Source organism: bacterium (assembly GCA_035281585.1).
GTDB lineage: Bacteria > UBA10199 > UBA10199 > DSSB01 > DSSB01 > DATEDP01.
On sequence record DATEDP010000047.1, the window covers coordinates 1 to 18,955 of the forward strand.

At 63.6% G+C, this 18,955-nt stretch carries 15 protein-coding genes; 9 read left to right on the forward strand and 6 right to left on the reverse strand.

What is annotated here, in order from left to right; all coding sequences use genetic code 11:
• Positions 1 to 12: 12 nt before the first annotated feature.
• Both VJR29_03670 and VJR29_03675 read left to right on the forward strand, forming a co-directional pair.
• Positions 13 to 135, forward strand: coding sequence for a helix-turn-helix domain-containing protein (locus VJR29_03670; protein ID HKY62495.1), 123 nt, complete (start codon positions 13 to 15; stop codon positions 133 to 135).
• Positions 136 to 453: 318 nt separating this feature from the next.
• A complete protein-coding gene (locus tag VJR29_03675) occupies positions 454 to 1,722 on the forward strand; it encodes a hypothetical protein (GenBank protein ID HKY62496.1) in 1,269 nt (422 codons plus the stop codon).
• A gap of 165 nt (positions 1,723 to 1,887) precedes the next feature.
• Here VJR29_03675 and VJR29_03680 read toward each other — a convergent pair whose 3' ends face one another.
• Entirely contained in the window at positions 1,888 to 3,258 is a 1,371-nt protein-coding gene (locus tag VJR29_03680; protein HKY62497.1) for an NAD-dependent succinate-semialdehyde dehydrogenase, read from the reverse strand.
• A 98-nt stretch (positions 3,259 to 3,356) separates the two neighbouring features.
• Between VJR29_03680 and VJR29_03685 the strand changes: the two genes are divergently transcribed.
• Positions 3,357 to 4,535, forward strand: a complete 1,179-nt coding sequence (locus tag VJR29_03685; GenBank protein ID HKY62498.1) for a hypothetical protein — start codon at positions 3,357 to 3,359, stop codon at positions 4,533 to 4,535.
• Positions 4,536 to 4,627: 92 nt separating this feature from the next.
• Positions 4,628 to 5,506 (forward strand): hypothetical protein, encoded by an 879-nt coding sequence (locus VJR29_03690; protein HKY62499.1) that lies wholly within the window; start codon positions 4,628 to 4,630, stop codon positions 5,504 to 5,506.
• Between the two features lie 114 nt (positions 5,507 to 5,620).
• On the opposite strand, the gene VJR29_03695 is transcribed toward VJR29_03690, so the two are convergent.
• Positions 5,621 to 8,071, reverse strand: coding sequence for a helix-turn-helix domain-containing protein (locus VJR29_03695; protein HKY62500.1), 2,451 nt, complete (start codon positions 8,069 to 8,071; stop codon positions 5,621 to 5,623).
• Between the two features lie 34 nt (positions 8,072 to 8,105).
• Positions 8,106 to 11,138, reverse strand: coding sequence for a hypothetical protein (locus VJR29_03700; protein HKY62501.1), 3,033 nt, complete (start codon positions 11,136 to 11,138; stop codon positions 8,106 to 8,108).
• Between the two features lie 117 nt (positions 11,139 to 11,255).
• Here VJR29_03700 and VJR29_03705 point away from each other — a divergent pair, with 117 nt between their 5' ends.
• Positions 11,256 to 11,711: a hypothetical protein gene (locus VJR29_03705; GenBank protein HKY62502.1), complete on the forward strand. Its 456-nt coding sequence runs from the start codon at positions 11,256 to 11,258 to the stop codon at positions 11,709 to 11,711.
• 10 nt (positions 11,712 to 11,721) lie between these two features.
• Here the strand turns inward: VJR29_03705 and VJR29_03710 are convergent, their stop codons facing one another.
• The gene (locus VJR29_03710; GenBank protein ID HKY62503.1) at positions 11,722 to 14,232 is read right to left on the reverse strand and encodes a hypothetical protein; all 2,511 of its coding nucleotides are present in this window, start codon (positions 14,230 to 14,232) and stop codon (positions 11,722 to 11,724) included.
• 302 nt (positions 14,233 to 14,534) lie between these two features.
• On the opposite strand from VJR29_03710, the gene VJR29_03715 reads away from it, so the two are divergent.
• Positions 14,535 to 14,891, forward strand: coding sequence for a helix-hairpin-helix domain-containing protein (locus VJR29_03715; GenBank protein ID HKY62504.1), 357 nt, complete (start codon positions 14,535 to 14,537; stop codon positions 14,889 to 14,891).
• 104 nt (positions 14,892 to 14,995) lie between these two features.
• Positions 14,996 to 15,364 (forward strand): endonuclease domain-containing protein, encoded by a 369-nt coding sequence (locus VJR29_03720; protein HKY62505.1) that lies wholly within the window; start codon positions 14,996 to 14,998, stop codon positions 15,362 to 15,364.
• A gap of 133 nt (positions 15,365 to 15,497) precedes the next feature.
• Here VJR29_03720 and VJR29_03725 read toward each other — a convergent pair whose 3' ends face one another.
• Both VJR29_03725 and VJR29_03730 read right to left on the reverse strand, forming a co-directional pair.
• Complete coding sequence (locus tag VJR29_03725; protein ID HKY62506.1) at positions 15,498 to 16,517, reverse strand: SEC59/DGK1/VTE5 family protein; 1,020 nt, start codon at positions 16,515 to 16,517, stop codon at positions 15,498 to 15,500.
• 34 nt (positions 16,518 to 16,551) lie between these two features.
• Complete coding sequence (locus VJR29_03730) at positions 16,552 to 16,731, reverse strand: Thivi_2564 family membrane protein (protein ID HKY62507.1); 180 nt, start codon at positions 16,729 to 16,731, stop codon at positions 16,552 to 16,554.
• A gap of 70 nt (positions 16,732 to 16,801) precedes the next feature.
• Between VJR29_03730 and VJR29_03735 the strand changes: the two genes are divergently transcribed.
• Together VJR29_03735 and VJR29_03740 are read left to right on the forward strand one after the other, a co-directional pair.
• A complete protein-coding gene (locus tag VJR29_03735) occupies positions 16,802 to 17,233 on the forward strand; it encodes an NUDIX domain-containing protein (GenBank protein ID HKY62508.1) in 432 nt (143 codons plus the stop codon).
• Positions 17,234 to 17,354: 121 nt separating this feature from the next.
• Positions 17,355 to 18,955 (forward strand): ABC-F family ATP-binding cassette domain-containing protein (locus tag VJR29_03740; GenBank protein HKY62509.1); only part of this gene is annotated, 1,601 nt, incomplete at its 3' end.

The following is an 18,955-nucleotide window of genomic DNA, read 5'->3' on the forward strand; positions in this document are numbered from 1 at the left end:
GAGCGCGAGGAAATCGTCCGAGCCCTGGCCCTGCATCGGGGCAAGGTCGGCGAGGCGGCCCGCCACCTCGGCATTCCCCGGCCCCAGCTTTCGCGGCTGCTGAGCTACCATCACCTCCAAAAAGAGCCGGTCTAAATCGCCAACTGATTCCCCCCCCCTTTGAAAAAGGGGGGTTAAGGGGGATTTGAAGACGTGGCAGGAGCCTGAACCTGCATTGGTATTCAGGCGACCGCTTCAAATCCCCCCTTGATCCCCCCTTTTTCAAAGGGGGGAATTCTCTGCACCGAAAAATTCCCTGTAACATTTGGTTACGAATCAGCGCCGGAATCCCCGCTTCCCCGCAGTCACGTTATATTACTTTTTAAAATCAAAGAGATAGCCTGTTTGGCCCGGTTACTGCTTTTCAATCTGTACGGATCCGGCTTTTCGCCTTTTGGAGCCAAGGAGGTATTTATGAAATGGAAAATTGCTTTGGCGCTCTTTGCGCTATTCGAATTCGCCCCTCGCTTTCCTGCGCCCGCGCAGGCCGCCGATCAGATTCTCGATTCGATGAATCCGCCTCAAATCGGTCAAGGCGAAGGGAGCGTGGGTTGGGTTGCGACCGCCGAATTGCTCGGCATCAATTTGCCGCCGCTGCTCACCGCCCAGCTCTCGGCCGACTCGGCCGAGAAAGTGGAAGGCTCGCACAGCCTCTCGATTCAAACCTTGATCACGGCCGGCCTGCTCAGTCCGGTCTTGAGCGAAACCGTCTACAAGAACTTGGCGGCCGCCGAGGATTGGTCGGGCTATCGAAGCCTCAGCTTCTTCGTCAAAGCCGACTCGGTGCTCGCGGCGGCGCTGAGCCTCGGCGCTTCGGAATTCACCCTGGCCTCGGGCCTCGATCTCACCGGCAGCGCCGTCACCTATGAGCTCGACGCCAGCTTCATCGACCTCGACCTGGCTCTGCTCCACGCCGGCCAATGGACTCCGGTGGTCATCGACTTGACCAAGAACGGCTCCATCACACCGCCGGCCTCGGTTCGCAGCTTGGGTTTGGTGCTCGGAACCACCGGCCTGCCGGTCCTCACCGCGAACTTGCTGACCGAGGTCAATTTGGATGCTTTCAAGGTCCAGGTGCCCGATCCGACGGCCTCGCCTTCACCCTCGCCCGATCCGGAAACTTGTCTCAAGATGGCCGACACCGACGGCGACGGCAATCAAGAGCAGGCCTGCGACACCGACGGCGACGGCTGCTACGGCGACGTCTACGTCGATCCCGACGGATCCTCGTCGGCCTGCATCAACATCGACGGCAATAACGACGGTTGCGCCGACTTCTTCATCGACACCGACAAGAGCGGGTGCGTCCTGGAATGCCCGGAAGTGTTTTGGGACCCGACCCAAGGCATCCTGAACGACATCAGCGAAGTCGATCTCGACGTGGACGGCGACAACGACCCCGATCAAGTCTGCGCCTACGACTCCGACGATGACGGCGACGACGACAGCTTCGTCGATCCCGATCCCCAGAATCCCGACGATTCGGGCGTCGGTGGCGAGGGCGGCGGTGGCGGCAATCCCTTCATCCAGGGCGGCTCCGGCTGCGGCTTGGCAGGACCAGCAGTGCCGGCGACGGCCATGGCCCTGCTGGCGATGGGGTTGGGCGTCATTCTCGTGGGAATGGGGATGCGGATGAGGAGAAGTCCCGCGTGGAGGAAAAATCGCAAATCGCAACTGAGTTAAACCTCCCCGGCTATTCGCCCGCCCGAAATAAATTCGGGCGGGCTAAAGTCGGGTCAGTTAAACCTCCCCTCCACGGGGCCGGAGGGACCGCGGGTTTTCGAGACCGTGGTCCCTCCTCTTTTATAAATGTTCTTCCCTCCAAATAACCTTCTCCCCGCGGGAGGGTTATTCCGCCACATACACCGTCTTGATGTTCACGAACTCCCGTATTCCGAAAGCCGAAAGCTCCCGGCCATAACCCGAGGCCTTGACTCCGCCGAAGGGCAGGCGGGGGTCGGACCGGACCAAGGCGTTGACGAAGCAAGAGCCGGCCTCGAGCCGGTCGCGGGCGATCCTTTCGCCACGCTCCAAGTCGCGGGTGAAAACGGCAGCGCCCAAGCCGTAGCTGGTGTCGTTGGCCAGGCGGATGGCATCCTCCTCGTTCTCGGCATGGAGGACGGCGGCCACCGGGCCGAAGATCTCGTCCTCGTAGGCCGGCATTCCCGGCTGCACGCCGCTCAAAACCGTCGGCGGATAATAGGCTCCGGGCCCCTCCGGAATTTTTCCGCCCAACAGAAGGCGGGCGCCCTGCTTGACGCTTGCGTCGACCTGCTTCTGCAAGGTCGCGCGGAGGTCGGGGCGGGCCAACGGCCCGAGCTCGGTTTTCTCGCTGAGGGGATCGCCGGGTTTGGCCGCCGCCATCTTGGCGACGAAGGCCGCCTCGAAGGCTTCGCGGATTTCCGGAACCACGATGAAGCGCTTGGCCGAGATGCAGCTCTGGCCGGCATTGAGCAAGCGCGACTCGGTCGCAACGGCCACGGCTTTCTCCAAGTCGGCGTCGGCCAGGACCAGGAAGGGATCGGAGCCGCCCAGCTCCAAGACCGTCTTTTTCAAATTTCGTCCGGCCTCGGCCGCCACCTCCTCGCCGGCCCGGTTGCTGCCGGTCAAAGTCACGGCCTTGACCGCCGGATGGCGAATCACTCCGGCGACCTTGGCGCTCGACAGCAGCAAGGTCCGGAAAAGTCCGGCCGGAAAGCCGGCCTCGGCCAGAATGGCTTCGATCGCCAAGGCGCAGCCGCTGACGTTGGAGGCGTGCTTGAGCACCGCCGCGTTTCCCGCCATCAGGGCCGGGGCGGCGAAACGGAAAACCTGCCAGAAAGGGTAATTCCAAGGCATGACCGCCAGGACCGTTCCCAAGGGCTCGAAGCTGACGTAGCTGCGCCGGGCCTCGGTCGCGGCCGGCTCGGGCCGCAAAAAATCGGCGGCCCGCTGGGCGTAGAATTCGCAGCCCTTGGCGCATTTTTCGATCTCGGCCCAGCCTTGCTTGAGCGGCTTGCCCATCTCCCGGGCCATCAGCTCGGCCAGCTCGGCCTTGCGCCGCAGCAGCAAGGCCGCCGCCGCTCGCATCGGCCCGGCCCGCTCGTCGAAGGTCTGCTTGCGCCACTCGGCAAAAACCCGGGCCGAGTCGGCGAGGATCCGGTCGACTTGAGCCCCGTCCATTTCCTCATAGTCCCGAATCTTCTTGCCGTCGAAGGGCTGGATCGAAACGAGCGCCATAAAAGCTCCTTTCCTCGCACCCATTTTTAACTCTTCGCGTTATGAAACATCAATCGTCGCTATCCGAGCGACCCAATCCCGGCTACACTGGTTCGTAGATGGTCGTCGTTAAATCCTTATGCTTCGCGCTTTTGCTGGCCGCGCTTCCCCTCGATCCGGCCCTGGGCTGGACCTTGGAGGTGGAAACGCCGCCCTTTGCCGAGTTGCGCTCAGCGACCGCCAAGATCGAGAGCAAGCCGGACAAGGGGCTGCACAAGCTCGAGCTGCCCGAAGGCTCCGGCGAGGCCAGCCTCGAGATCCAAGGTCCGCTGGGCGGATGGATCCGCCATCCGATCGGGCCGGCCGACGCCGGAAAAACCCTGCGCTTCGAAGCCGCGATCGTCGCCGGCGACGATCCCAACCCCGCGCTACTCTCCAACCTGCCGGCGCTTTGCCCCCGGCTCGAAGTCCAAGCCGGCCAGCCGAATCGCTACCTCTACCGCGGCGAGAGCGACTCGCTGAACCGTTTTCCGATCACTCACATGACCGACCCCGACAAAGCCGAGGGCCGCCAAGCCGAATCGGTGCGACTGATCGACGGCCGCAACGTCTTGCTGCTCAAGTCGCTGCGCTTGAGCTACGACTACGAAGACGACGCCATCGTCGACGAGCGCAAGACCGACCCCCAGACCGGCCAAAGCATCGAGGTCCGCGAGGGTCGCGGCGGATTCTATGCCAACTTCCATTACGCGGTGCTGCCCTACGATCCGGCGGTTTTGACCCTGCCCGAGCAGACCTTGCTCCACTTGGCCCAAGGCAGCCTGAGCTCGATCGGCCAAGCCGAGCTGCGGCCGGAGCTGCGGGTTCACGGTTTCTTGCCCGGCCCCTTCCTCAGCCGCTCCTCTTTTGGCTACTCGCTCTGCGAGTGGGGCGACACCGCCCGCCAAGCGCCCGAGCAGAGCTTGGATTACCGCGGCATCGCCTTGTGGGATTGGGACTATCTGGTCAAATCTCGCGGCCGGGTCCTCCTCATCGTCTGGGAAGGCGACGAGGAAGACCAAGCCCGGGCTCAGGGCCTGATCGACTCGACCCGCTTGATCGACGATCTGGTCGGGGTCTTCGAGGTTTCGCGCAGCGCCAGCTTGAAGCCCTTGAAACTCCGGAACTCGCGCGGCGACTTCGAGCTCATCGTGCAAACCGGCAGCTTCCCGGGCTTGGAGGCTCCGCCGGCGCCTTCCCTGCCCTTGGCCGAGAATCCGGTTCCGGCCAAGCCCGCCGGGGCCATGACCGGAAACTGATGATTCACCGCGTTATCGACGTAACTTTTTGGACTGGTGCCGCCGATAAAATTCTCCTAGGGTACACTTAAGGGTACAAGAGGGAGTGTGAGATGCTTTCGAATCGCTTTCTGCGGCTGGCCGCTCTGGCCGGCTTGATGTTTTCCGCCGCCCTTTCTTCCGCTCATGCCACCGTCCCCACCGATCCAGCGGGGCGCTGCGCCGTGATTCACACCTACGAAGGCGTTTGCGGCAACGCCCGGACCGAAGGCTGCTTTCGCAAGACCGGGTTCAACTATTCGAACCCCAGCCATCAAAGCGCCTGGGACAACTTCTATAATCTCTGCGTCGGTCAAAGTCCCTACAAGGACCGCTACAGCCATGAATGCATCGAGCACTTGGGCCTGGGCTCTTCCTGCGTTTCAACCGTTGAGCCGCTGATCGAATATACCATCGTCAACCAGGCCCAATACGAAGTCGCGCCGCTGCGCACCGAGCCGCAGTACCAGATCGTCAACAACTACCAGCTCCGCGTCTGCAGCATGTTCCAGAGTCAGCGGGAAAAGGTCGATGCCTACCTGGAGGTTTGCGGCGAAGTCAGCCCCAGCGCCTGCGGGGTCGATGGAACCGTCGAATCCGAATATGTCGCCTACTGCGGCGATCGGAAGCCCTGCCAATGCATTTATGATTCGGGCTGCGGTCCGGCCTGCGCCGAGCCGGTCCTGCCAGCCCCGCCCCTGCCCCCGGCCGCGCCCGGCGATGGCGGCAGCGGAGGCGGAGGTGGCGGCGGCCCTGGCGATGGCGGAGGCGCTCCTCCGGCCGAGGCGCCGGCGCCCAGTGGCGCCGAGCCGGGAACGACCGGCGGAGCCACCGATTCGACTTTTGTCCTCGGCGCTGAAAACAAGGGGCCGGCCCCTGTCGGTCAAGGCGAGGGCAACGCCGCGACTGGCGCCCGGGCAGCCGGCTGTTCGTTGGCGATTTCCCCCCTTTGAAAAAGGGGGGATCAAGGGGGGATTTGAAGCGGTCGCATGAATGCCAATGCACGTTCAGGCACCTGCCAGGTCTTTAAATCCCCCCTGCCCCCCTTTTTCAAAGGGGGGGATTGGCTAGGCCTTCGCTTCCGTCGCCGAAAGTGATTTGAGCCAGCGATAAAAAGTGCTGCGGCTCATCCCCAGCTTCTCGGCGGCCTCGCCCTTGCGGCCGCGGCATTCGGCCAAGGTGCTTTGGACCTCCTCCAAGCTCGGCATGTAGTCGCTTTCCTTCAAGTCGTAGCGCCGAATCTTTTCGAACAAAGTCCGGCGGTGAATCTTGAGCTCCTCGGCGGCCTTGATCCGGTTGCCCAGATGGCGGCGCAAGGCGGCGGCAATCGAGCGGCGCTCGGCGCTCTCGCGCAAGGCCGCCAGCTCCGGCTTCGCGGCCTCGGGCGGCGGCGGAGCCTCCGCCACCTGGCCGCGGCGCTGCTCCGAGAGCTTGGCCTCGAGCCGCTTGACCCGCTCGCGAAGGTTTCGATTCTCCTCCCGCAGCCGAAGCACTTCCTTCTCGTCGGGAAAATATAGGGCCGGCAGCGGGCCCGGCTCTTTTTCGGCCAAAAGACTGACCTCCTCGGCTTGGGCCGGCGGCGGTTCGTCCTCGATCGCTTCCTCGGTCGGCGGAGCGATGACGATCATGCTCTTGCGCAGGGCTTCGCGCCAGCCGACCGCCTTGCTCTCCAAGCGTTCGTTGTCGCCGCTGCGGCCCAGCTGGAGGGCGTAGTCGGCCCAGAGCTCCCAGCTTTCGGCCGGCGACCAGAGCCATTCCCGAAAGGGCGGCGCGCCGGAGACGACCTCGTCGAGCTTGGCTTCCGAGCTCTCCGGCGGAACCATTCCGGCCAGTCCGGCCAGGGCCATTTTCAGCTCGAGCAGATCCAGGAAGGGTTTGAGCGGGTCCATGCCCCGGCTGCGGTTCTTGAGCAGCCGGAACTCACGGACCGCATTGTCGTGCTCGCCGGTTTCCGTGAGGAAGCGCAGCTCGTGGACGCAGGCCCAGACCAAGCCGGCCACGTCTTTGTTGGCGCTGTAGTGCGACTTGGCCCGGTAGAATTCCTCTTTGGCGGCCTCGATCATGCCCAGCCGGCCCTTGAGCAGGGCCGCGCTCAGCTCCAACTTCTCGTTGGCGCCGCCCTCGGCTTGGGCCCGCAAGGATTCCAGGATATCCAAAGCCTTTTGATTCTCGCCGGCGGCGGCCAGCGCTTGCATCAGAGCCAAGCCCAGGCTGCGCCGGAAAAAAGCGTCTTCGCCGAAATCAAGCGACCAAGCCTCCTGGAGCAAGGGCATGGCGCCGGCCTCGACGTTGCGGAGCAAGAGGCCCTTGGCCTTCTCGCCCAAGGCCTTGGCCAGGATCTCTTCCTCGTGGATCACCCGCGCGGCCTCCAAGGCCCGGCTGGCCAGCATTTCGGCGCCGGGATCCTCCTCCTCGAACTTGCGCCGGGCCACTTCCAAATCGAGCAGAATCTCCAAGCGCGAATCCGGCTTCTTCACCAGCGCCGCCTCGGCCTCCGAGACCAGGGCCAAGAAATGCATCGAGTTGGAGCTGGCCGGCTGAGCCACCGCCTTCAGGTAGGACCAAGCCGCCGGATCGTGCTCGCAGAGCTCCACCGGGCAGCTCTCCAGCAGCTCCACTCCCCGGGGCGGGTCCTCGCGCAGCAGGCGTTGGATCGCGCCGAAGACCAAGGTGGCTTGGCGCCGCCGCAGCCGTTCGGTGCTCCAATCGGGCAAATCCAAAGGGCCCTCGGTCGCAGCGGCCCCGCCGAGCTCGGCCAAGGCCGCGGCCGCGCCGGCCGGCCGATCCTGGGGATTGGGCTGGAGCAGGCGCCGCAGGATCTGATTGAGCGGGGTCGGGCTTTTCGGCACCAGCTCGGCCATGCGCCCGCCGAGGTGGAAATCGAGGAGGCCGGCGAAGCCGCTTAATTTTTCAAAAGCCTTGGGATGACGCTGGCGCATCAAGATCGCGGCCAGGGCGTAGAGGTCGCAGCGGCCATCGAGCGGCACTTCGGCGAAAAGCTCGGGCGGCAGGGCCAACAGCGCCGCCGCCGGCAGCGTCGCGCCGCAGGGTGCGTCGGCGTAAAGACTCAATCCCTGAAAGCCGAGGAGCTCGGCCGAATCCTCGCTCGGCGTCAGCCACCAGGAGTCGCGATGCTGGCTGAGCTGGACCAAGCCGGCCTGGTGAAGGGTCTGCAGGCGGCCCAATCCCTGGCGCAGCCATTCGAGGTAGACCTCGTCGCGCTGAGTCTCGGCCACGTCGAGCAGGGCCCGGCCGGCCGGAGCCGGCGTGACGACCATCGCTTCGTCGTTCTCCAGCGCCCAAGCCGAAAGCGAATCGTCCTCGGCCTCCCAAAGCGACTGCAAGGCCGTCTGCTGGCGGGCCAAGCTGACGTCCTCGTCGAGATTGGGGCCGCCGAGCCATTGGACCCGAAAGTTTTTCCGGCTGATCCGGTCCTCGGCCAGCAGCCAATAGAGGCCGGCGTCGCGATGCAGGAGGCGAAGCGGTCTAAAACGATGGAGCAGGCGGCGGTCTTTCATGGGTCCCCGACTCTAGCCAAGTCTTTTTAAAATTTCACGGGGTTTCCCGAAGCGCCGCCTCCAGTCGCTCCTTGTATTCGGCCATCAATAACGAGGGCAGGGAGGACTCGAGCGAGGAGCCTTCGGGGACTTCGAAAGCGGCGATAACCGCCAGGAGCTTTTCCTGCAAGGATTTCAAATCGGGAGCCGCCTTCAGCCCGCTCAACCGGGCCCCGCTGAGCCGGACCTCGGCCCGGAAACGGCGATAGGCCGCGAATCCCGCCTCCAACCTTTGCAGGCGCCCCTCGAGCTCCTCGAAGAGCGGACGACCCAGGACCGGTGAAAGGCCGCTGCTTTCCAGCCGAAGGTTTCCGTCTTGAAAGTAATCCCGCAGGGCCTTGACCCCGGCCTCGATTCGTTTCAGCTCGCCCGTCAAAACGCCGTCGAATTTGGGCCAGGCCTCGGGTTGGAGCCGCTCCGCTTCGGTCGTTAAAAAATCGGTCGCCCGTCTCATGGCGTGATTGACGAGAATCTCGCTCTCGGTTTGTCTTTCGAGAAAACCGTCTTGGAAAGCGATCCACTTCGGGTGGCGGATGGAGAAGTTCTCCAAGCTTTGCAGCGTCCGGGGAACCGGATTGGGACTCGCAAGAAAACCTTTGGGCCGGGCCAAGCGGCTGATCGGAAGAGCCAGAATGCCTTTTTCCCAAGCCGTGAACTTAGCCGGCTCGATTCGCCAGGATTCGGCCAATGCCGGGTAAAGAGTCCAGCGGCCCAAGGCGCCGCGACCGGCGTAGGCTCCGCTCAAGGCGCCGGCCAATCCCAAGACCTCCTCGCGGATGGTTTCGGGCGCCCCCGCCGCCGTCTTAAGCGCCAGCACCGGATCATGACCGGCCCTTAGGAAGGCATGAAGCGCATGGCCGAGAATCGCCCGGGGGCCTTTGGCGCCGAGGATTTTGACGGCAAGCTCCGGCCGGGGATCCAGCTCCAAGGCCATGCGAAGGGACCGCCCCGCCAAGCTTTGGCTGGACTCTTCACGAGCCCAGCTTCGAGGCTCGCCTCCTCGTTCCAAGGCATAGCCCAACCACTTCAAGGCTTGGTGGCTGGTTTCGGTCAGAGTCCGATCCATGTAGAGATCGACGGCCGAGAGGACCTGAGTGACCGCCGTGGCCCGACCTTGGTGGTGGAGCAACAAGGCCGGAAGGTGGAGGCCGAACCAGGAGCGGAAGGGCTCCTGATAAGAACCGCCCTGGGCCAGGCCTTCCCGCGGCGTCGGGATAAGCTTCTCACCCTCGGGGTAATAGCGCTCGATCATCGTTCGGGAGTATGGCCGGTTGCCGCGCTCGTCCAAAATTTTGAAAAGCTTCATCATCGCCTCCATCTGCAAAGATGAAGGCGATGGCGAAGGTTCCGGATAAAGATCGCGGGCCAAGAGCCCATAGGCCATGCCCAGTAAACGCGAGGCCCGGAGCAGCTCCGGCGCCGGGCTGTCGAAGGCGAGCACATGCAGCGGCTCCAACATCATGAAATAAGGCGTCACTTGATACCAATCGTGCAAGGAGCGCAGGACCGCGGCGGGATCTCGGCTGGCCAAACTCTGCCGCACGGCTTGGAAGCCTTGGTTCATGCTCCCGGCTCCCTCGAGAAAATCCTGCAGCTGCCCCCGCCGCGAGTCATAGGGCGGTCGAGGCCCCACTCCTGGCCGAATCCCAAAAGAGTAGGCGGCGAGATTTCCATTGAGGGATCGAGCCGACCAATAATGCTCGAGAAACCTTTCTTCGGCGGCTTTCAGCCGGCCCTCGAGCCGAGCTAGCTCCACCGACTCGGCCCCGCCGCGCGCGAGATAGCCGGCATAAGCCTCGGCTTGGCTGAGAAAGAAGCCGAGATTCGCTTCGGCCGCTTGGAGAAGCGCTCCGGCCTGCATCAGCAATTGTTCCCGCAAGCGCAAGATGGCCTCGGCGTCGACCTGGGTCGGGTCGGCTTTCGGTCCCTGGTGGCGACTTCGTTCCGGGAAGAGCTCGATCAGCCTGCCTTTCCCGCCGTTCTCGCCTTCGTTTTCGTTGGAGCTCATTCGGAGGCCGGGAAAAAATCGGGCCGCTGAAGCGATTGGACCGCCGGCAAGCGCGGCTGTTCGATTTGAATTTTCCAAAACCTTGGGGAAGCTCGGCCCGCCGCCGACTCGGAGCTCGAGCTCCCGCATCGCCCGCCGGTAGCCGGATCCGAGCAAGCCGTCGCTCAAGCGGCCGCCGACCTTGAAGTGAAGCAAGGACGTCAGGGCCTCGAGCCATTCGTTGGAGCCGGCTTGGGGCTGGGGACGAAGCCCCAAGCTGGTTTCGGCCCGGTGGGCGAGCAGGATACCGCCGAACATGGCGGCTTGAGGCAAGGCCGCGGCGGCGAAGCGGGCCATTCCGGGCGCGGCCTGCCAAGCGCCCGAGGCCTGAAGGCCGCCGAGGGCGCGGTGGCTCAAGGCGCCGGCCGATTTGAGAAAGAGCAAGCTGAGAGCGGCCGAGGAAAGCTCGGTCCGCAGCGCCGTCCGGCTCCAATCTTCGGCATGACCCAAGGCTTGGCGGCCGAGCTTGGCGGTGGCGACGAAGGCCGGAACCTCGGCGCCGAAAGCGCCGGCGGCGGCGAGAAAGCGGGCGGCGGCGCCGCGAGTCAGGATCGAAGCCGGGCTCGAGGCGAAGCGGGCGAGAAGAGCGCCGCGGGCGACCTTGTAGGCGGTGCCGCCGGCGACGAAGGAAGCCAAGGTCGCCGGATCGGTGCTTTCCTTGGCGAAACGCCCGATCAAGAGCTCGGCCCGGTCGCCGATCCGGCCACCGCCGAGCAGGGCTTGGCGACGGCGCTCGGCCTTGGCGAGAATGGCCGCGGCGGAGCTCGGAAGCTCGGAGCCGCGGGCGCCAAGGTTTTCCAAAAGGAGCAGCGCCTCGGCGCTTTGGCCCCGCCGTTCCATCCGCTCGGCCAGATGAAGCATGGCCGCAGCCCAAAGCTCGGGATCGGACTCGGCGGCGAGGCTGGTCAGCTCGGCGCGCAGAGTCGCAGAGATCCGCGATCCCAGCCGAGCTTCGATTTGGAGAGAAGGCCCCCGAGCCATTTCTTACCCTTAACCAATTGAAAGTATTCAATTTTTATATTGAAACGGAGCGTGAATTTTATCGGGGTAAGAAAGCTGAAGTTGCTAGAAGGGCCGGGAAACCCTAGATTGAGAGCAATGTCGAATCCTCGGCTTCCGCTCGACGAGCTCGCCAATCAAATCGCCATGCTTTGCCAGGAATGCGCCTTCAGCGGCCGCCTGCTCTATGCCGCCCTGGCCAAGCCGATGGAAGCCTTGAAATCGGGCCGCGCGCCCCGAGCCTTGAATTTGTCGGCCCTGCTCGAGGACAGCGAGACCAGCGCCGAAGCCCTCCGCGAATCCCACCGCGAGCTCAAGTCGCTGGCGCCGCAGCTCGAAGCCTATGCCCAGCAATTGGGCGACCCCGCCCTCCTCGCCCAAGTTCCGGCCTTCCTCCAGGAATGCGGCTTTTGGGAAAGCTTTCTCGAACGCAGCCGCATCCTCAGCAACAAGCTGAAGCTCATCGCCGAGCTGGAAAAGCTCAGCCCCTTGGGGCGGGCGCCGATTCAAGATGCTTGGGATGAAGTCCGGATGCTGGCCGAGCCCCGCAGCTGACGGGCGGCGCTTATTGCGGCTCCAAAGCTCGCCGCAGATATTCCTCGGGATCGAGGTTCTCCGACCAGAGGCGCGGCGGCAGATTCTTCCGCCCATGGGCCGCGCCGAATAGGCTGACCGCCACCGAAGGATGGAAGCCCGGAAGCCGGCTTTGGCGGGCCACTTCCAAGCCCTGAGTCAAGCGGGCCCCATCGCCTTTGCTTTGCAGGAAAATCTGGAGGCCGGTGAACCAATAATCGGTCGCGTCGGGGAAAACCCCCATTTGCTGCAAGCCCCGACCCGGTTCCAGGTTCATCGACCGCGAGCTCTTAAGCTGGAGAAAATGGTCGGCGAAATAATGGGCCTCCTGCCGCTGGGTCAACCAATCGAGCAGGTCGGTGGACCTCGGCCCGCTCTCGACCAGGCGCCGAGTCGCCGCCGCCGCTTGGAGCATGGCCGCGGCCGACTCCTCGCTGGCGCCGAAGCGCGAAGCAAGGACCAGGATTTCGGCGTCGAGCACTTCCGGCTCCCAGCTCCGTCGGGCCGCCGCCAAGATGCTCTGGTGGAGGATATCCAATTCGAGCTTGCTGCCGGAGCTGGGCGGGGCACTGGGATCGCGCAGCGCCCGGACGGTGGCGGTCTCGTGTCCGTTGAGGACCGCCAAGCCGAGCAGCGCACCCTGCCGTCGTTGGAGCATCGCCTCGGGATCATGACGCTTGAGCAAGCGATCGAGGCCCGGAACTTTCCAAGTGCTCGAATTTCGATAGAGCTCGTTGAGGCGGTTTTTTACCGCCACCAGTTGGGTGTGGAGATCTTCGCTCCAGCCGAACTGCCGGGCCTGCTGAAAAATTTCCTTCATCCGCGTCAAAGAGGTGGTCAAAGCCCCGCGGTGGGCCTCGTCCTGGCCCATGTTTTCCACGGTCTCGCGGGCTTCCGGCGGCAAGGCCGGCTCCTCGCCGCCCCGCGGGGCCAACAAGACCTTGAGCTGGGTGTAAGTCCGTTTGGCGATGTTGCCGTGGTCGTTGACCGCGTCGAGCTCGGCCTCCATTTCGGCCAAGGCCCGGGCGAAGTTCGGATCCTGAACCAGCTCCGGCTTTTCCAAAGTCTGCTGCAATCGCCGGGCGACTCGACCCAAGAAGGTGTCTTGGTTCTCGGCGGCCTGAGCGTATTCGCCCAAATTTTGTCCGAACAATTGCAGGATGAGAGCCCGGCGGGTGGGTGGGCCGCCGGCCGGATTTCCGCCGCCCGGCGAATGGGGACCGTCACCGCCGTCCTTGACCATGAACATGGGTTCCGGATTCAGCAAGCTTTGCCGTCGAGGCGCGGGGGCCTGGGCCCGGAGGGCTCCGGCGACCAAAGCCAGCTCCGGTCCGCCGAAATCGCCGAAGTAAATTCCGGCCCGGCTGCGATTCAGCAGCTCCGAGCGCCGAGCTTCCCAGAGCGGGGCCAAGCTGGCGAAGCCCAAGCTCTCGACGATCCGGCCGGAGAGCCGCATGTGACCCAAGCTGAGCAATCCTTGATAAAGGGCCTGAGCCCCGCTGGTCGGCTGCTCCAAGCCGAGGGCGGTGTTGAGGCGGTGGCCGAGCATGAGCGAGCCCAGCTCGGCGCCGAAGCGGAGACCGGAGAAGGCGCGGGCGCCGACCGGCCCTTGAAGGGCCAGATGGCGGCGCAGCCAGGGCGCGCCAAGGTTGAGGGCGTTGCCGCTGAAGCGCAGCAAAGCGAAGGGGCCGTAACCGGCCAACAGATCGTGACCGATGTCCTGGGGCGCCAGCAGTCCGGCGCCGCCATGGAGCAGGCGTTCGCCGAAGCGGCGGCTCAGGACCATGGCCGGAACTTCGACCGCCAGCGCGGCGCCTTCGGAAGCAACCAAGCTGCCCCAACCGAAACGGCCGAAACGGCTGAGCGTGGCCAAGGAAGCCGCGCGGGAAAGAAAGATGCCGCTGCCGAAGGAAGCGATCATCAAGGGCGAAGCGAGCTCGCGGAGCATGCGCGGCGCCTGGAGCTCGAATTGGGCGCCGAAGCTGCCGCGGCCTTCGGCGGCGGCGAGCAGGTTTTGGGCCCGCGCGGCAGTGGAGGGAAATTGACCGGCAACCTGAAGGGCCGCATGAGAAAATTGCGGATGATCCTCGAGATGGCGCCGGCCCAGCCAGAGCAGGCCGTCGGCGAACAATTCGGGATCGTTTTCCCGGAGGATGGAAGCCAGCTCGCGCAACACCACGCCGCTTTCGCCGCTCGGCGCCTCGGCGGCGAGCTCGCGCAAAGCCGCGAGGCCGGCAGCGGGGTCCAGGTTTTGGACCCGCTGAAGGAAAGCGGCCCAATCCCGGGCTTCCTCGCTTCGGTCCGGCAGCAGGCTCGACACCAAGGCCTCGGATCGCTCGGCGCTTCGGACGGCGGTCTCCGCCACCGTCGCCAAGAGCAGGCTCCGGCCGACGCTCAGGCGCTGAGCCGCAAAAGCTTCGCGCGGTTCCTGCGAGCTCGGCGCTTCCGAAGCCGGGGCCGGCGAGGGCCCGTTTCGGAAAGGTCCTGATAAGGTGATCGACATGGACAAAATCCCGAACAATTACAGAATTTTACTTTAATTTTAGGGACTTATCGCTCGCATGCGGCGTTAGTTGCGGGCTTTGAAACAGCGTGTCATCCGCGTGGGGCCGGAATTCCGAAAGGAAGACCGAATTTCAAACGTCAAGTCCCTCCCTTCCCTCGAAACCGGAGCCTCTTTGAAATTAGCTTTTTGGCAAAATGTCAACCGCAGAAGGATTTTTTTAATGGCGGCCGGCTCGATCGAGGCCTGGCACCGAGCTTGCTGAAGCGAGGAAAACAACCTCTCTCTCGAAAGGAGATTCCATGTCCAAGCTCTTCAGCTTGCTTACCCTCGCCGCCTTCGCACTCACCTTGGCCGCCGGCTCGCCCGCTCAGGCCAAGGCTTTGGAAGGCGTCGTCAACATCAACACCGCGACGGTCGGCGAGCTCACCATGCTCCCCGGCGTCGGCAAGGCCAAGGCCGAACAGATCGTCCAATACCGCCAGGCCAAGCCCTTCACTTCGGTCGAGGACCTGAAAAATATCCCCGGTCTCGGCCAGAAGCGGATCGAAGCGATGCGCAGCCACGTCACCGTTCAAGGTCCGACCACCGCCAAACGGCTCTCGTCCAAGCCCGCGGCGGCGACTCCGGCGGCGCCGGCTTCGGCCCCCCAGAGTTAAGCTCCCTCCTCTCACCCAAGCGCGCGCGGCGGGGCCGCCCTCCCCGCCGCGCGCTTCTTTATCTTATCCCCCCTTTGAAAAAGGGGGGCAGGGGGGATTTAAAAATGTTGGCTTATAGGCCGACGCTGAAAACCTATTCCAGAGCTCTTCGAACCAACCAGGCCCTGGCCGAGCAAAAATTATGGTTTCACTTGCGACGAAAACAACTGCTCGGTGTCCAGTTCTACCGCCAAAAACCAATCGGCAAATACATCGTGGATTTCTACGCGCCCAGCGTCAGCCTGGTGATCGAATTGGACGGCACTCAGCATTACTTAGGAAATGCCGGAGAAAGGGACCAAGCACGGGACTCCTGCTTAAATAAGCTTGGTCTTCGAGTTTTGCGGTTTTCCAACCGACAGGTATTTACAGAGATCGAAGGGGTACTGCGGGCGATCTTTCAATATATCGAGTCGACGCTGAATGAATCATGATTTCCCCCTTTGAAAAAGGGGGATCAAGGGGGATTTATGGCGGCGGCCGGGAGAAAAAGGCCTAGAAATCGAAACCCATGTTTTTGCAAAGGCCTTTAAATCCCCCCTGCCCCCCTTTTTCAAAGGGGGGTGACTAGGAGAACAAGCGCATCAGGAGATAGACCGCCGGCGCCGAGAGTAGTGGGATGGTGAGATTGTCGTCGAAGCGCTTGAAGCAGCTTTCGGCCAAGGTCGCGGCCAGAGCCGAGCCGATGGAGAAGAGCCAGAGATCCCAGCCCTGGGGCCGGAAGCTCTCGAGGCCGTAGGCCGCCAGCAAGAGACAGCCCAAGAAGCAAATCGCGAAAGCCGCCAAGGTCCCTTCGAGCGAAACGTGGGGCGCCAGGCGATGCCGGCCCCAACGTGAGCCAACGATGCCGGCTGCGGCGTCGCCGACGGTGGTGAAATAAAGGGCAATCAGGTTGACGTCCCTGGGGAAGATGAAAAACAGCAGGAGGATGGCGCCCATGAAATAGGTCGCCGAGCTGATTTTGTGGCGCTCGCGCTCCCGCATGATCCCGCGCATCCGAATGCAGATCCGGCGGTTGAGCTCGGGGCTGAAGCGCCGCAAGAGCTCGGTGGTGGCCGCGCCGCTGAAGCAGCCGATCAAGACCCAAGTGACCACCGTCTCGCTGAATCCCGAATAGCCGTAGAACCAGATCCCGAAGAGGCCGGTCAAAACATGGAAGGCCTTGCGACCCCATTGCAGCTGGGTCCGGCTGGGCAGGACCCGTTGGCCCTGGAGAAAGCTCTGGAAGAGCGGATGATCCTGCAAGGAGCCGAGGTTCAGCGACAGCTCCTTGGCTTGCAGCCGAAATTTTTGCAGGCTTTGGACCAAATCCTCCCAGCTGACCTTTCCGTACCAAAGGCGGGCGCTCTGCTCGCAGCGCTCGAGGGCCAGCCGCAATTCTTCGGAGATGTTCCGATGGAGGATCTCGCGGGGCAGGCTGCCGAGCAAGCCGCGAGCCCGTTGGGCGATGCCCTGCCACTCGCGCTGAAAGGTCTCGGCGGCCGACTGGTTGGCGGCCGCAATCTGCTCCTCCAAATAGAGCAGGAAGCGACGCAAATCCTCGTGGATTTCCAGGGGAGTCAGGGATGGGGCCAGGGCTGCCGACATTGCGCTCCGCCCTAGCAGATGCCGGCCTCCAGGGTCAAGGCGCCGGCAAACCGCCCCAAACCCCAAAGACTTTCAGGAGCCAAATGACCACCGCGATCACCACCACCACATTGAGGATCGTCTTGATCGAACCGGCCATCGGGATGTAATTATTGACCAACCAGAGCAAGACCCCGACCACGATGAGAACGAGCACTATATATAGGATAGGCATTCGGCACCCCCATCAAAGGTTGTTCAACAGCCCCATATTGGGTGCTTCCCAGCCCTAGGTCAAATTTTCGATGGCCGCACCTTTCAACCAAATCCCGCTACTTTCGGCCGGCCTGGCCCTTTTCCGCCGCGATCCCGACGGCCCGCGCTACCTGCTGCTCCGAGCCTTCAAATATTGGGACTTCCCGAAGGGGCTGCTCGAGCCGGGCGAGGACCCCCTCGCCGGTGCCCGCCGTGAGGTCCGAGAAGAAACCGGGATCGCGACTTTAGAATTTCCCTTCGGCGAAATTTTTTGCGAGACCGAAGTCTACGGCCAGGGCAAGGTGGCGCGCTATTACCTCGCCGAGACCTCCGAGGAAAAGGTGGAGCTCAAGCCCGGCCCCGAGCTGAAGCGGCCGGAGCATCACGAGCATCGTTGGCTCGATTATGAATCGGCCCGGCGCCTGCTGGTGCCGCGGGTTCAGCGGATCTTGGACTGGGCGCAGGAACGCTTGTCATCCTGAGCTAAGCGAAGGATCTATGACCTACCAAGGTTCTTAGTAAAGAATAAGTCCCTTCAGGTCATCTTAATGGTCTCCCGTATTCGCTTCCTCGGGATGACGGGATGCTCCGAACGGCAGGACAATGACGATATTGATCGGTGTGCAAAATTTGGCCAAGAGCTACGGCTCGCGCAGCCTCTTCCGCGGCTTGAGCTTCTCGCTGGCCGAGGGCGAAAGAGTCGGACTGCTCGGGCCCAATGGCGCCGGCAAGAGCAGCCTGCTCCGGCTCCTCGCGGGATTGAGCCGGCCCGATGGCGGCGAGATCTCCAGCCGCCGCGGCTTGCGGGTCGGCTTCCTCGAGCAAGTGCCGCGCTTCGCCGCCAACGCCACCGTCGAATCGACCCTGCAAAGCGGCGCCGATCACGCCGAGGATTGGGATTTCCACGCTTCGCTTCAAGAGTGGCTCTCGCGGCTCGAGCTCGACGGCTCCCGCGGCGTCGGACCCGAGACCCCGCTGGCCGAGCTCTCCGGCGGTTGGAAAAAACGGGTGGCCCTGGCCCGAGAGCTGGCCAAGCGGCCCGACCTCCTGCTGCTCGACGAGCCGACCAACCACCTCGACGTCGAGAGCATCGCCTGGCTCGAGAAGCTTTTGGCCAAGGCGCCCTTCGCCTGCCTCTGCGTCACCCACGATCGGCTTTTCCTGCAGCGCTTCGCCAACCGGATCCTGGAGCTGAACTCGGCCTTTCCCGAAGGCGCGCTCAGCGTGGCGGGAACCTATGCCGACTACCTCGAGGAAAAAGAGCGCCTCCTCGCCGCCCAAGAGCGGCGGGAATTCGTGCTGCAGAACACCTTGCGCCGCGAGACCGAGTGGCTTCGCCGCGGGCCCAAGGCCCGCGGCACCAAGCAGCAGGCCCGGATCCAGCGGGCCGGCCAAATCGCCGAGGAGCTCGACGACCTGAGCCAGCGCCGCCAAGTCCGGGAAGTGGGGATCGACTTCGCCGCCGAGGAGGCCCGGCCTAAAAAGTTGATCGAGGCCAAGGCGATCTCCAAGGACCTCGGCGGCCGGCGGTTATTTTCCAAGCTCGATCTGCTGATCACGCCCCAAAGCCGGCTCGGGCTGCTCGGCGCCAACGGTTGCGGAAAATCGACCTTGCTCAAGGTCCTGCTCGGCGGCCTCAAGCCGGATTCCGGTGAGGTCTTCCAGGCCGACAACCTGCAAGTAGCTTACTTCGAGCAAAACCGCGAATCGCTCGATCCCGACCTGACTCTGGCCCGCAGCCTCTGTCCCAGCGGCGATCACGTCGACTATCGCGGAAACCCGGTCCATATCCGCGGCTATCTCGACCGTTTCCTCTTCAATGCCGCCCAAGTCGAGATGCCGGTCGGACGGCTGAGCGGCGGCGAGCAGAGCCGGCTGCTCTTGGCCAAGCTGATGCTCAAGCCGGCCAACGTCTTGGTCCTCGACGAGCCGACCAACGACCTCGACATCGCGACCCTCGACTTGCTCCGCGATTCGCTCCGCGAATTCCCCGGCGCCGTCCTCTTGGTCACCCACGACCGTTTCTTCTTGAACGAGGTCGCCGACCGGATCCTGGCTTTCGGGCCGGAGGAAAGCTCGGCCGCCGGCGAATTGGTCGCTTTCGCCTCGCTCGAGCAATGGGAAAATTGGCAGGAGGGTTTGACCGAGAAAAAAATCCCCGAAGCCAAGCCCGAGCGCAGTTCGGCGCCGGCGCCGGCCAAGAA